Annotated in this window: 13 protein-coding genes; 6 read left to right on the forward strand and 7 right to left on the reverse strand. The window is 73.0% G+C overall.

Features of this window, described 5'->3' with window-relative positions; translation table 11 throughout:
* The first annotated feature begins 18 nt into the window (after positions 1 to 18).
* Together FHX81_RS15455 and FHX81_RS15460 are read left to right on the forward strand one after the other, a co-directional pair.
* Positions 19 to 1,293 (forward strand): nicotinate phosphoribosyltransferase, encoded by a 1,275-nt coding sequence (locus FHX81_RS15455; RefSeq protein WP_141978833.1) that lies wholly within the window; start codon positions 19 to 21, stop codon positions 1,291 to 1,293.
* 8 nt (positions 1,294 to 1,301) lie between these two features.
* Positions 1,302 to 1,871 carry an isochorismatase family protein gene (locus tag FHX81_RS15460; RefSeq protein WP_141978834.1) on the forward strand — a complete coding sequence of 190 codons (570 nt, stop codon included), beginning with the start codon at positions 1,302 to 1,304 and terminating at the stop codon, positions 1,869 to 1,871.
* A gap of 152 nt (positions 1,872 to 2,023) precedes the next feature.
* Here FHX81_RS15460 and FHX81_RS15465 read toward each other — a convergent pair whose 3' ends face one another.
* The 4 genes from FHX81_RS15465 to FHX81_RS15480 all read right to left on the reverse strand — a co-directional run bounded on the left by FHX81_RS15465 (position 2,024) and on the right by FHX81_RS15480 (position 5,000).
* A complete protein-coding gene (locus FHX81_RS15465; protein ID WP_141978835.1) occupies positions 2,024 to 2,683 on the reverse strand; it encodes a hypothetical protein in 660 nt (219 codons plus the stop codon).
* A 126-nt stretch (positions 2,684 to 2,809) separates the two neighbouring features.
* On the reverse strand, positions 2,810 to 3,973 hold the full coding sequence (gene wecB / locus FHX81_RS15470) for a non-hydrolyzing UDP-N-acetylglucosamine 2-epimerase (protein WP_141978836.1): 1,164 nt from the start codon (positions 3,971 to 3,973) through the stop codon (positions 2,810 to 2,812).
* Between the two features lie 91 nt (positions 3,974 to 4,064).
* A complete protein-coding gene (locus FHX81_RS15475) occupies positions 4,065 to 4,232 on the reverse strand; it encodes an LPXTG cell wall anchor domain-containing protein (protein WP_141978837.1) in 168 nt (55 codons plus the stop codon).
* 3 nt (positions 4,233 to 4,235) lie between these two features.
* Positions 4,236 to 5,000 (reverse strand): choice-of-anchor protein CoaP, encoded by a 765-nt coding sequence (locus tag FHX81_RS15480; protein WP_141978838.1) that lies wholly within the window; start codon positions 4,998 to 5,000, stop codon positions 4,236 to 4,238.
* 254 nt (positions 5,001 to 5,254) lie between these two features.
* On the opposite strand from FHX81_RS15480, the gene xrtP reads away from it, so the two are divergent.
* From xrtP to FHX81_RS15500, 4 genes are all read left to right on the forward strand, one after another.
* A complete protein-coding gene (gene xrtP, locus FHX81_RS15485; protein ID WP_246107832.1) occupies positions 5,255 to 5,773 on the forward strand; it encodes an exosortase P in 519 nt (172 codons plus the stop codon).
* On the forward strand, positions 5,770 to 7,128 hold the full coding sequence (locus FHX81_RS15490; RefSeq protein ID WP_484336718.1) for an XrtP-associated glycosyltransferase: 1,359 nt from the start codon (positions 5,770 to 5,772) through the stop codon (positions 7,126 to 7,128). The genes xrtP and FHX81_RS15490 overlap by 4 nt, the downstream gene beginning before the upstream one ends.
* A 100-nt stretch (positions 7,129 to 7,228) precedes the next feature.
* Positions 7,229 to 7,804, forward strand: coding sequence for a biotin transporter BioY (locus FHX81_RS15495; RefSeq protein WP_141978839.1), 576 nt, complete (start codon positions 7,229 to 7,231; stop codon positions 7,802 to 7,804).
* 119 nt (positions 7,805 to 7,923) lie between these two features.
* Positions 7,924 to 9,951, forward strand: coding sequence for an ATP-dependent DNA helicase (locus tag FHX81_RS15500; RefSeq protein WP_141978840.1), 2,028 nt, complete (start codon positions 7,924 to 7,926; stop codon positions 9,949 to 9,951).
* Between the two features lie 89 nt (positions 9,952 to 10,040).
* On the opposite strand, the gene FHX81_RS15505 is transcribed toward FHX81_RS15500, so the two are convergent.
* Genes FHX81_RS15505 through serB form a run of 3 tightly spaced genes read right to left on the reverse strand, consistent with a single transcriptional unit; the run spans position 10,041 to position 13,406 of the window.
* A complete protein-coding gene (locus FHX81_RS15505) occupies positions 10,041 to 11,450 on the reverse strand; it encodes a phospholipase D-like domain-containing protein (RefSeq protein ID WP_141978841.1) in 1,410 nt (469 codons plus the stop codon).
* 25 nt (positions 11,451 to 11,475) lie between these two features.
* Positions 11,476 to 12,165, reverse strand: a complete 690-nt coding sequence (locus FHX81_RS15510; protein ID WP_141983956.1) for a peptidyl-tRNA hydrolase — start codon at positions 12,163 to 12,165, stop codon at positions 11,476 to 11,478.
* A 14-nt stretch (positions 12,166 to 12,179) separates the two neighbouring features.
* The gene (serB, locus tag FHX81_RS15515; RefSeq protein ID WP_141978842.1) at positions 12,180 to 13,406 is read right to left on the reverse strand and encodes a phosphoserine phosphatase SerB; all 1,227 of its coding nucleotides are present in this window, start codon (positions 13,404 to 13,406) and stop codon (positions 12,180 to 12,182) included.
* Positions 13,407 to 13,481: the final 75 nt, after the last annotated feature.

Here is a 13,481-nt window from a genome sequence, read left to right on the forward strand (position 1 = left end):
CCGCTTAGGCTTCGCCCCATGTCGACGTCGCTGTTCACCGACCACTACGAGTTGACGATGCTGGCCGCGGCACTGCGCGACGGCACCGCCGACCGGCCGTGCGTCTTCGAGGTCTTCGCCCGGCGGTTGCCGGAGGGCAGGCGGTACGGCGTGGTCGCGGGCACGGGCAGGCTGCTCGACGCGATCACCGACTTCACGTTCACCGAGAGTGACCTGGAGCTGCTGGAACGCACGAACGTGGTGGACCAGGCGACCCTGGAGTGGCTGGCCGGCTACCGGTTCACCGGTGACGTGGACGGCTACCCGGAGGGCGAGCTGTACTTCCCGGGGTCGCCGATCCTGTCCGTGCGGGCGCCGTTCGGCGTGGGGGTGGTGCTGGAGACGCTGGCGCTGTCCGTCCTGAACCACGACAGCGCGATCGCGTCGGCGGCGGCGCGGATGGTCGGCGCGGCCAACGGGCGGCGGATGATCGAGATGGGATCGCGCCGCACGCACGAGGAGGCGGCGGTGGCGGCGGCGCGGGCCGCGTACCTGGCCGGGTTCACCGCGACGTCGAACCTGGAGGCCGCACGGCGGCACGGCATCCCGACCGCCGGGACGTGCGCGCACGCGTTCACCCTGCTGCACGACACCGAGGAGGAGGCGTTCCGCGCGCAGGTCGAGGCACTGGGCGTGGACACGACCCTCCTCGTGGACACCTACGACATCACGAACGGCATCAAGACCGCCGTCGAGGTCGCGGGGCCGGAGCTGGGCGCCGTGCGGATCGACTCGGGCGACCTGGGCGTGCTGGCGCGGCAGGCGCGGGACCAGCTGGACTCGTTGGGCGCGCGGAACACCCGGATCGTGGTGTCCGGTGACCTGGACGAGTACTCGATCGCGATGCTGCGGGCCGAGCCGGTGGACGCGTACGGCGTCGGCACGTCGGTGGTCACGGGGTCCGGCGCGCCGACCGCGGGCATGGTCTACAAGCTCGTCGAGGTGGACGGGCGGCCGGTGGCCAAGCGCAGCTCGCACAAGGAGTCGCGCGGTGGGCGCAAGAGCGCGCTGCGGCGGCACAAGGAGACGGGGACGGCGTTGGAGGAGGTCGTGTTCCCGCACGACGCCCAGCCGTCGACGGGTGAGCACGACCGGCTGCTCGCCGTGCCGATGGTCCGCGCTGGACAACGGGTGGACGGCCTGGACACCCTGGTGGAGAGCCGGGAGCGGCTGCGTGCCGCCCTGGTGACCGTGCCGTGGGAGGGTCTGAAGCTGTCCCGCGGCGAGCCCGCGATTCCGACGACGTTCCTGTGAGGCTTGTGATGGGCAAAGCGCTGATCGTGGTGGACGTGCAGAACGACTTCTGCGAGGGCGGGTCGTTGGCGGTGGCGGGCGGGGCGGCCGTGGCGGCGGCGATCTCGGCGCACGTCGCGTCGTCGTCGTACGACCACGTCGTGGCGACGCGCGACTACCACGTGGACCCGGGGTCGCACTTCAGCGAGACGCCGGACTTCGTGGACTCGTGGCCGGTGCACTGCGTGGCGGGGACGGCCGGCGCGTCGTTCCACCCGGAGCTGGACGTCACGGCGGTGGAGGCGGTGTTCTCGAAGGGCGCGCACGCGGCGGCGTACTCGGGGTTCGAGGGCACGTCCGGCGCGGGTGAGCGGTTGGTGGACTGGCTGCGGGCGCGGGGCGTGGAGCAGGTGGACGTGGTGGGGATCGCCACGGACCACTGCGTGCGCGCGACGGCGTTGGACGCGGCGGAGGCCGGGTTCGCGACGACCGTGCTGCTGGACCTGACGGCGGGCGTGGCGCGGTCGACGGTGGACGGCGCGCTGACGCGCCTGGGTGCGGCCGGCGTGACGCTGACCGGCACCCCGCACGTCTCCTGACCTCCCGAGAGTCGAACGCTCAGGACCCGTGAGTTCTCCGTTCGCGTCGCCAGGTGGCGGTCCTGAGCGTTGAATTCAGGGGTCCTGAACGTAGGACACTCGGGGCCTGAAGGTTCGACACGCGGGCGCTGAGCGTTCGACTCTCGCGGAGGTCAAGGGGTCGGGGAGCAGGCGGTGGAGCCGAGGACGACGTCGCCGGTGACGGTGGAGGCCTCGGTGAAGCGCAGGTGCATCAGGGCCATCGCGATGCTGCCGTCGTTCGGGTCGGGCAACACCGTCTCGCCGAACGTCGCGGTGGCCAGCACCGTGCCGTCGCTCGCCCTCACCTGGTGCACGTAGTTCGTCGGGATCTGCTCGGGCAGGCCCGCGAAGCCGTGCAGGCCGTCCGCCGCCCAGCCCGCGCTCGTGCCGGACTCGGTGCCCGTGCACGTCACCTTCCACCGGGCCACCCTCAGCCGCGGCCCGCCCGCCGACACCAGCGCGGACAGCTCGAACTCGGTGCCGACCGCCTCGGACGTCGACTTCGTCGTGCCGTGGTCCGGGTCCACGACCGCCGTGGTGCACGTGGACGTGCCCGCGCCGAACCGGACGCCCGTGCGGCTCACCGCCTCGGACGAGTTCGACGTCGTGCCGTCCACCGCGCACGGCGCCAGCGGCGGGACGCTGACCCGCGTGCCGCCCTTGGTGAACTCGGCGGAGCCGACGGACGCCACCCCCGCCGGGTTCGCCGCCCACGCCGGTGGCGCGGCGACCAGGCCGAGTACCAGCGCCGCGGTCACTGCGCCGACCCGGCGCGCTCCGAACTGCATCATCGTGTCGCCCTTTCGCTATTCACGGTCGTGAGGACTATCGAGCCCGAGCGGACCGCAGCCGAACGATCTCGCGTGCACATCACCCGCAAGAGGAAAACCGATACCTGATCGGGTGACGAACCGCGGTCAGCACGGGATGCGCACGGGCAACGACGCCGTCGCGAAGTCGCTCGGCAGGCCGACGAGCCGCTCCAACGCGCACCGCACCCGGGACGCCGCGCGCCCGTCGCCGAACGGGTTGCGCCCCGGCGGCAGCCGCAGCCGCGCGCCGAGCACCCAGCCCGCCTCGGCGACGATCCGGATCGGGTCGGTGCCGACCAGCCACGCGCAGCCCTCGTCCACCGCGGACACCCGCTCGGTCGTGTCACGCAGCACGAGCACCGGCACGCCGAACGTCGGCGCCTCCTCCTGGATGCCGCCGGAGTCGGTGAGCACCAGCGCGGACCGGCGCAGCGCGCGCACCAGGTCCGAGTAGTCCAACGGCTCGGTCACCACGATCCGGTCGTGCCCGCCGAGCAGGTTCCGCGCCGCCGCGCGCACCCGCGGGTTCGGGTGGACGGGCAGCAGCACGCGCACGTCGGGGTGCCGGTCGGCGATGGACCGCACCGCGTGCAGCACGCGGGCCAGCGGCGCGCCCCACGACTCGCGCCGGTGCACCGTCACCAGGACCAGGCGGTGGGAGCGCTCGTCGAGCACGCGTTCCAGCCGGGCCAGCTCGGGGTCGCGCGCGGGCAGGTCGGCGGCGGCGACCCGCTGCACGGCGTCGACCACGGTGTTGCCGGTGACCACGATCCGCCGGTCGGCCATGCCCTCGCGGATCAGCGCGGCCGCGGCGTCGTCGGTCGGCGCGAGGTGCAGGGTGGCGATGCGGGCGATCATCTGCCGGGTGCCCTCCTCGGGGAACGGCCCGGCGAGGTCGCCGGTGCGCAGGCCGGCTTCGAGGTGGGCGACCGGGATGCCGCGCCAGAACGCGGCCAGCGCGCCCGCCAGCGCCGTGGTCGTGTCGCCCTGGACGAGCACGACGGCCGGGTCGCGCCTGCTCAGCAGCCGGTCGAACCCGGCCACCAGGCGGGCCAGCAGCTCGGCCTGGCCGCCGGTGGCGCGCGCCACGTCCAGCTCGACGTGCGCGTGCAGGCCGAACGAGCGCAGCGCCTGCTCGACCATGCCGTTGTGCTGTCCGCTGTGGACGATGACGGGCCGGAGCACCGGGTGGTCGCCCAGCGCCAGCGCCACCGGCGCGATCTTCACCGCTTCGGGCCGGGTGCCCGCGAGCAGCACGACTTCCTTCACCTTCGCTCCCTTGGCTGGTTCGAGTGGGGATGGGGGCGCGGCGCCCCGACCGCGCGACTGGGGGTGGGCGCGCGGCCGGGGCGCACGCTCGCTACTCGTCGGCTGTCGCTCGTCGCTCGCGGGACGCGCGGGTGAGCAGCAGGCCGGCCACCAGGAGCACCGCACCGGCCACCACCCACCACACGACCCCTGCGCCGGTGGCCGCCAACGAGCCGACTCCCGTGCCGACCGCGACACCGCTGCCGGGGACCTTGTACACGGCTCAGACCGCCGCGAGGTCGTGCCGGCGGCGCAGTGCCGAAGCGCCGACGGGCACGCCGAACAGGGCGAGCAGGCCGAGCCCGATCCACAGGCCGGCGCCGGACGCCATCGGGATGGGCAGGCCCGCCGGGCCGCACGTGGCGGACGAGACGACCAGGTCGCCCGTGCCGAGCGGACCGCCGAGCAGGGTGACGTGCAGGGCGTTCACGGTGAGGCTGCCGTCGCCGTTGCGGACCTGCTCGTTGAGCACGACCCTGGCGACGTCCGCGCCGAGCACCTCGACGTCGACGGCGGTGTCGGGCGCCGGTTCGGAGCCGACCTCGCCGAGCCGGCCGAGGTCGAGGCCGACGAGCTTCGCCTTGCCCACCACGCCCTTCTGGGTGGCCGCGCACTCGGCTTCGACCAGTTCCGCGGACAGACCGCCGGTCACCTCCGCGAGCAGGTCGAGGCGGACGTCGGCGGTGCTCGCCCAGGAGCCGACGCCACCGGTCCTGTCGTCGCGCGAGGCGGAGGTGTCGATCACGCCGGTGCGCAGCACGGCCGGCAGGTCGACGGTCGCGAACGTGCCGGTCGTGGGGCCGTTCGCGGTGGCGGCGGCGAAGGGACCGGCCGCGACCGCGTCACGGCCCGACAGCGACAGGTCGAGCCTCGCGCCGTGGGCCGAGGCGTCACCCGGCGCCGCCGAGGCGGGCGCGGCGGCCACGACCAGCGCGGTGACGGCGGCCAGCCCGGCCACCGCGGCGCGACGCGTCATTCGGACACGCATGGAGCTCCTTTCTCGGAACGGTTTGTCGAGCAATTGCCCCTATCGGCTTTCCTCCCGTCGGATTAAGAGTTGCTGACCGTAAAGAGGGACGACGGCCACTCGAACTGCCCAATTGGTGCCACCGAAGGTGGGCATCCACCCCGAATTCGCCTCACGTTGTCACTCGATCCGGGGGTGTGGTTCGCGCTACAGCGATCCGATGACCACCAAGCAGCCCTATCGGGCGATCCCCGATCGATGGAAAGGACTCCTTCGTGGCGCTTGTCGTGCCCCGCACCGAACGCCTCAACCGGGTGGTGGTCGTCGCGCTGGTGGCGGCGGCCGTCGGCCTCGTGGTCGCGCAGCAGGCCTACCGGACCGCCGAGATCCTGCTGTCCGGGCTGCTGCTCGACGTGATGAGCTCGGACGGGGTGGAGGTCGTCGCGGCCCGGCAGACGGTCTACTTCGGGCTCGGCTCCGACACCCCGCTCGGGTTGCGGATGACGCCCGAGTGCACGTCGGCGTTCCTCGTCGTGCCGCTGCTCGCGGTGGGCTCGGTGATGATCGCGTTGCGGCCCCGGATCACGCGACGGGTGCTGGTGGCGCTCGCGGTGGCCGGCGGCGCGGTGGTCGTGGTGAACCAGGTCCGGGTGCTGACGCTGGTCGGGCTGGTCCGGTGGCTCGGCGTGGACACCGGCTACCACTGGGGTCACACGCTGCTCGGCTCGATGGTGAGCGTGGTCGGCGGGGCCGCCGCGCTGGTGGCGTTCGTGTGGTTGGCGACGCGGCGGTGAGCCCGGAGGTGCTGCTGGGGTTCACCCAGGCGCTCGCGCTGACGATGAGCGTGGCGTTCGTGACGTACGTGCTGCTGATCGTCGTGCCCTACCTGCGGTACGAGCCGCGACCGGTCGGGCGGGCCGCCGACTTCGAGTGGCACTTCCTGGTGCCGTGCCGGGACGAGGAAGCCGTCATCGGCGAGACGGTCCGGTACCTGCGGGAGGCGTTCCCGGGCGCGCACGTGTGGGTGATCGACGACGACTCCGACGACGGCACGGCGCGGGTCGTGCGCGGGTTCCGCGACGACCGGAACGTCCACCTCGTGCAGCGGCGGCGGCCGCACGCGCGGACCGGCAAGGGAGACGCGCTCAACGACGCGTACCGCACGCTGAAGCTGTGGATGGGGCGGCACGCGGACGCCAGCCGGGCGGTGGTGGTCGTGGTGGACGCCGACGGGCGGCCCGCGCGGAACTGCCTGGACGTGTGCGCGGCGGGGCACCTGTTCGGCGACCCGGCGATCGGCGCGGTGCAGGTGGACGTGCGGATGGTCAACGCGGGCACGCGGCAGGAGGGCGTGCCGCGGTGGCGCGGGGTCCTCGGTGGCCTGCTGGTGCGGATGCAGGACCTGGAGTTCCGGACCGCGATCGCGGCGATCCAGCTCTCCCGGGGTGTGGCCGGGACGATCTCCATGGGCGGGAACGGGCAGTTCACCCGGTTGTCGGCGCTGGACTCGATCGCGGGGCCGGGCGGGCGGCCGTGGCGCGGGTCGTTGTTGGAGGACTTCGAGCTCGGGGTGCACCTGTTGACGGCGGGGTGGCGCACCGGGTTCAGCCTGGACGCGCACGTGCACCAGGAAGGGCTCTACAGCCTGCGGCGGTTCCTGGCGCAGCGCACCCGGTGGGGGCAGGGGACCATGCAGTGCCTGCGGTACGTGCGGCGGATCTGGGCGTCGTCGCACCTGTCGACGCTGGGCGCGGCGGAGATGCTGTACTACCTGGCCCAGCCGTGGATGCAGTTGCTGGGCACGCTCGTCTACCCCGTCCCGCTGCTCCTCCTGGGTCACCGCGCCGTGACCGCGCCGGGTGAGGTGTGGGCGTGGTTCGTCGAGGGCGCGTGGATCCTGTTCGCCGTGTACGGGATGTTCGGCCTGCTGCCGTTCGTGCTGTGGGGGCCGGTGTACAAGATCCGGTGTGCGCCCTCGATCGGCTGGGCGCGGGCGACCGGCTACGGGTTCGTGTACGCGATCTACATCTACACGTTCTACATCACGTCGTGGCGGGCGGTGGTCCGGCTGGCCCGCGGCCGCAACGGGTGGGCGAAGACGCGCCGCAACACCGAGCGGGTCACCGGTGACGTCGCACTGGACCACTAGTCCTGCGTGAGATGGCCAACTTTGTAGAGCCTCCACAAAGACCGGACCAGTGATCCCCGGTTAACCTCCCCGTGCAGTCGATCCTCTGGGAGGTCCCAAAGTGTCCGTCCTCGCCGTTCCCGGCCGTCGCGCGGTGCTCGCCGACCTGGTCCCGGGTGCTCTCGCGCGTGACATCGCCCTGGTCGTCGCGGGCGCCGGGTTGACCGGCCTGGCCGCCCAGGTCGCGTTGCCGGTGCCGGGCAGCCCCGTGCCGATCACCGGCCAGACGTTCGCCGCCCTGCTGGTGGGCGCGGCGCTGGGCTGGCAGCGCGGCGGCGCGTCGATGGTGCTGTACCTGATCGCCGGCGTGGCCGGTGTGCCGTGGTTCCAGGGCGGTTCGTCGGGCACGCCCGCGTCGCTCGGGTACGTAGTCGGCTTCGTGCTCGCCGGCGCGCTGGTCGGCCACCTCGCCGCCCGCGGTGGCGACCGGACGCCGTTGCGGACCGCCGGCACGATGGTCGTCGGCAACCTGGCGATCTACGCGTGCGGCGTGCCGTGGCTGATGGCCGCCGCCGGTGTCGGCTTCGGCAAGGCGCTGCAACTGGGCGTGACCCCGTTCCTGCTGGGTGACGCGCTGAAGATCGCCCTGGCCGCCGGCCTCCTACCCGCCACCTGGGCCCTGGTCAACCGCAAGTAACCCCGAGAGTCACACGTTCGGCGCGCGAGAGTCCTGCGTCGGAACACCTGAATCCAACGCTCAGCACGCGGTGGGGTGTCCGACCCGGGGTGACGGTCCGGGCGGGTACGGTCTTCGCCGTGCCCGCCACCACCGCGATCCCCGACACCAGGACGTTGCTCGCCGTCGCCGTGGAGGCGGTGGGCGGAGCCGAACGCCAGGGTCAGCTCGAGATGGCCGAGGCCGTCGAACGGGCGATCCGGACCGGCGAGCACCTGGCCGTGCAGGCGGGCACCGGCACCGGCAAGTCGCTGGCCTACCTGGTGCCGTCGCTGCGGCACGCCGTCGCCGAGGAGTCGACGGTCGTCATCTCCACCGCGACGATCGCCCTGCAACGCCAGCTCGTCGACCGCGACCTGCCGCGACTGGCCAAGGCGTTGCGCAAGGAACTGGGGCGCGAGCCGCGGTTCGCCATCCTCAAGGGCCGCCGCAACTACCTGTGCATGCACCGCCTGCACACCGGCGCGCCGGACGAGCCGGAGGACGCGGGCCTGTTCGACCCGTTCGCCGTGTCCAAGATGGGCCGCGAGGTCAAGCGGCTGCACGAGTGGTCGTCCGACACCGAGACCGGTGACCGCGACGAGCTCGTCCCCGGCGTCACGGACCAGGCGTGGCGGCAGGTCTCGGTGACCGCGCGCGAGTGCCTGGGCGTGAACAAGTGCCCGATCGGCGTCGACTGCTTCGCCGAGAAAGCGCGCGCCGAAGCGGGCCGGGCCGACGTCGTGGTCACCAACCACGCGATGCTCGCCGTGGACGCGCTGGAGGGCTACCAGGTCCTGCCCGACCACGACGTGGTCGTGATCGACGAGGCGCACGACCTGGTCGACCGCGTCACGTCGGTGGCCACGGAGGAGCTGAGCGCGTCCCTGGTCGCCACGGCCGCGCGGCGCTGCGGGCGGCTCATCGACCAGGGCGTGGCCGACCGGATGGCCGAGGCGAGCGACGGTCTGGCGATGATCCTGGAGGAGCTGCCGCCGGGGCGGCTCGACAGCCTGCCCCAGGCGTTGGCGGGCGCGTTGCGCGCGACGAAGGACGCGGCGCACGCGTGCATCACGTCGTTGGGGCCGGAGCGCAAGGAGGACGTCGACGGGGCGACGTCGCGGAAGTTGGCGCTCTCGCTGCTGGACGACGTGCACGACTGCGCGGCGCGGATCCTGGGAGCTTTCGACGAGGACCACGACGTGGTCTGGGTGTCGGGTGACTTCGCGGACCGGAACAAGCCGCCGTCGTTGCGGGTCGCGCCGTTGGGTGTCGGTGGGTTGCTGCGGGAGCGGTTGTTCGGGAAGCGGACCACGGTCCTGACGTCGGCGACGTTGACGTTGGGCGGGACGTTCGACACGTTGGCGCGGCAGTGGGGGCTGCCGGCCGCGTCCGGGGCGCGCAAGGCCGAGGGGACGGCGACGGACAAGGAGCCGCCGTCGGACGTGAGCGGACCGCGGTGGACCGGGTTGGACGTCGGGTCGCCGTTCGAGCACGGCAGCAGCGGGATCCTGTACGTGGCGCGGCACCTGCCGCCGCCGGGGCGCGACGGGCTGCCACCGTCCTATGTGGACGAGATCGAGGGTCTGGTCAACGCGGCGGGTGGACGCACGTTGGGCCTGTTCTCGTCGATGCGTGCGGCGAAGGCGGCGGCGGAGGCGTTGCGGGGCAAGGTGGACCACCCCGTGCTGTGCCAGGGTGACGATGCCACGGGGCAGTTGGTGAAGCGGTTCGCCGAGGACGTGCGGACGTGCCTGTTCGGCACCTTGTCGTTGTGGCAGGGCGTGGACGTGCCGGGGCCGTCGCTGTCGCTGGTGGTGATGGACCGCATCCCGTTCCCGCGGCCGGACGACCCGTTGGCGTCGGCCCGGCAGAAGGCCGTGGAGTCGCGTGGCGGCAACGGTTTCCTCACCGTGGCGGCGACGCACGCGGCGTTGCTGCTGGCCCAGGGCGCGGGGCGGCTGCTGCGTTCGATGAACGACAAGGGCGTGGTGGCGATCCTCGACCCGCGCTTGGCGACGGCCCGTTACGGCGGGTTCCTGCGTGCCTCGCTGCCGCCGTTCTGGACGACGTACGACCCGGAGGTCGTGCGGGCGGCGCTCAAGCGGCTCGACGCGACCAACAACTGACGACGTTTCCGCAGGTCGCGTGTTCTGAGCGTTGAATTCACGTGTTCTGGACGTAGGACTCTCGGGGTCTGGAGGTTCGACTCTCGGGGTCAGCCGTCGACGAGGAGGCCGCGCAGCGGGCCTTGGAGGCGGCCGGCGCGGCGGGAGACGCCCGGGAGGGCGGTCAGGCGGTGCTCGCCCGGGGCGGTCAGGGTCGGGCGCCAGAGGGTGTCCACGACCTCGTGGGCGGGGCCGGTGATGGTGGAGATCGGGCGTTGCAGGTGTTCCGACCACAGGCGCAGGCGGGTGTCGCGGGCCACGGCGGGGTCGTCGGTGACGACGTTGACCTCCGTGTCGTTGAACAGCGAGTGCTCGTTCAGGTTGGCCGAGCCGATGCTCAGCCACCGGTCGTCCACGATGGCCAGCTTGGCGTGCACGTAGACCGACGACGACGTCACGCCGTCGTGCGAGGACAGGGTGGCGGCGACCAGGCGGTGGTTGCCGTCGTCGGCGTCCAGCAGCCGACCGAGCTGGCCGCGGGTGGTGTCCGCGCCGTTGCTCGGCTTGCGCGGGAGGACCAGCACGACCCGGAAGTCCGGGTGCGGTGGCTCGCGGAGCTTCGAGAGCAGGACCTCCGTGATCTCCGGTGACCACAGGAACTGGTTCTCGACGTAGACCAGGCGCTCCGCCGAGCGCAGGGCGCGCAGGTAGGAGTCGAGCAGGCTGAACTCGCCGCGCGGGCAGAAGTCGTAGGTGCGCTCCGGGATCGTCCGCACGAGCTGCGCCGAGGACGACCCGACCGGAGCGGGCGGGGACACCTCCGGCAGCTCCTCGCCCGCGATCTCCTGCCAGCGGCTGCGGAAGTGCTCGGCCACGTCGGCGACGATCGGGCCGCGCAGGCGCGTCCCGATGTCGTGCCAGCCCAGCGGCTCGCGCGGCGGGTGCTCGGCGGTGTCGTGGCGGTCGCCCTCCACGGCGGTCAGGTCCATGCCGCCGACGAACGCCACCTCGTCGTCCACGATGACGATCTTCTCGTGGTGGCAGTGCAACGTGCGCTCGCGCGCGTCGATCTCGCACCGCACCGCGCTGTCCCGGGTGAACTCGCGCTTGCTCGCCAGCACCCGCTTGCGCGTCGGCTCGAACATCGGCACCGGCGGCCCCGCCCACAGCAGCACCCGCACGGGCACCCGGGACGCGGCCGACGCCAGCAGGTCGCGCAACGTCGGCGAGCCCGGTTCCCGGGTCAGCCGGAAGTCCGGGCTCGCGCACCACCCCGCCAGGTGCACGGACTTCTTCGCCGACGCGATCGCCGACGCGATGGCGGGCAGCACCTCGTGCCCGTCCACCAGCACCTCGACCTGGTTGCCGTCGCGCACCGGCCGCCGCGGCGTCCACCGGCCGTCCTCGCCGGCGAACGCCGAACCCCACCCCAGCTTGCGCAGCCGTCTCGCGTGGTGCGCGCACAGCAGGCTCTCCAGCCCGTCCCCGAGCTTGGCGTCGAGCACGTCCAACAGGCTCACGCCGGAGATGGTTACCGCAAAGCGGTCAGTCGAAACGTCGGTTCACGGCCACCGTGGCGGTGCCGGGCGCGACCTCGGTGTACCCGGCGTCGCGCACCAGCACCACGCCCGGCCGTGCCACGAGGGCGTCCCAGTCACCCGTCGACGGCGTCCGCACGGCGCACCGGTGGTCCAGCGCCGCCCACTCCTCCAGCTCGGCGTCGGACAGGTGCGGCGCGAGCAGCATCGACGCGTGCCCCACCTGCGCCGCGGCCTTGCCCGCGGTCATCTCCACGCGCGGGTTCAGCCACAGCTCGGGCACACCGGCGGGGACCGGGCCGGGTTCGTCGGGCGGCAGCTCGCTGCCCGAGATCTGCAACCGGCTCAGCTCCTTGGGCAGGTCCACCACCCGCCCCGGCACGAACGCCCGCACCGACGCGCTGCCGACCGTGATCGTGACGCCCGGCAACGCCTGCACGGCCTCCCAGTGCGCGCCGCGCGCCCGCCTGGTCACCTTCCGGATGCGCCCGCGCACCCACGCCACCAGTTCGTCGTGCCACTCACCGCCCGGCAACGCGCGGTCGTCCAGGCACACCGCGATGGCCGCCGCCGCGGCCGCCTCCAGCACGTCGGTCCTCGACGGCGGCGCGGACCGCTCGATCCGCAGCACCACCGGCATGGCCCGCACCGACGCCGGATCCTCCTCGTCGGTCGCGTAGTGCCGGTCCACCAGCATCCGCAGGATCGGGTTCACAGCCGGTTCAGCTCCAGACCGTCCGCCGCGTCCGCGGCCTCCACCTCCGCGCGCGTCACGCCGAGCACGAACAGCACCGCGTCCAGGAACGGGTGCGACAGCGCCGTGTCCGCCACCTCCCGCAACGCGGGCTTGGCGTTGAACGCGATGCCCAGCCCGGCCGCGCCGAGCATGTCGATGTCGTTCGCGCCGTCACCCACGGCCACCGTCTGCGCCAGCGTGATCCCCTGCTCCCCCGCGAACCGCCGCAGCGCGACCGCCTTGCCCGCCCGGTCCACCACGTCGCCGACGACCCGGCCGGTCAGCTTGCCGTCCACGATCTCCAGCTCGTTGGCCGCGCAGAAGTCCAGGCCCAGCTCGTCCACCAGCCGCTGGATCACCCGGGTGAACCCGCCGGAGACCACGCCGCAGCGGAACCCGAGCCGCTTGAGCGTCCGCACCGTCGTCCGCGCGCCCGGCGTCAGCTCCAACGACCCGGCCACCTCGTCGAGCACGGACTCGTCCAGGCCCTCCAGCAGCGCCACCCGCCGCCGCAGCGACTCGGTGAAGTCCAGCTCGCCGCGCATCGCCGCGTCGGTGATCTCCTTGACCTGCGGCTCCACCCCGACGTGGGCGGCCAGCATCTCGATCACCTCGCCCTGGATGAGCGTGGAGTCCACGTCGAACACGACCAGCCGCTTGGCCCGCCGGGTCAGCCCCGCCCGTTCCACCGCGATGTCCAGCCCGCCGCGCACCGCCACCTCGGCCAGCGCCGACCGCAGCTGCGCGTCGCTCTCCGGCGTGTCCGCCGCCACGGAAACCCGCAGCTCGAGCCCCGTGACGGGGTAGTCGGCGACGCCGCGGATCGCGTCGATGTTCGCGCCGAGCGACGCCAACCGCCGCGCCACCTCGGTGAACGAGCGGGCCGTCACCGGGCGGCCGAGCAGGATGATCACGTGGCTGGACTCCAGCCGCGCGGTGCGCTTCGAGTCCGCGCCGATCTCCACCTCGACGTGCATCGACACCGTCGCCATGGCCTGCTCGACGGCCTCCTGCAACCCCTCCGGGTCGTGGTCGGCGGAGACGAGCACGCCGAGCACCAGCCGGCCGCGGATCACGACCTGCTCGACGTCGAGGATCTCCACCCCGTGCCTGGTCAGGACCGCGAAGAGGACGGAGGACACACCCGGCTTGTCCGGGCCGGTGACGGTGATCAGGACGGGCGTCGCGCTGGGCTTGGTCACTGATGGCTCCTATGCCAGACAGCGGCGAGCCCCGACGACCGGGAACGGTCGTCGGGGCTCGCCGTTGAACCTGCG

This window comes from Saccharothrix saharensis (assembly GCF_006716745.1).
Taxonomy (GTDB): domain Bacteria; phylum Actinomycetota; class Actinomycetes; order Mycobacteriales; family Pseudonocardiaceae; genus Actinosynnema; species Actinosynnema saharense.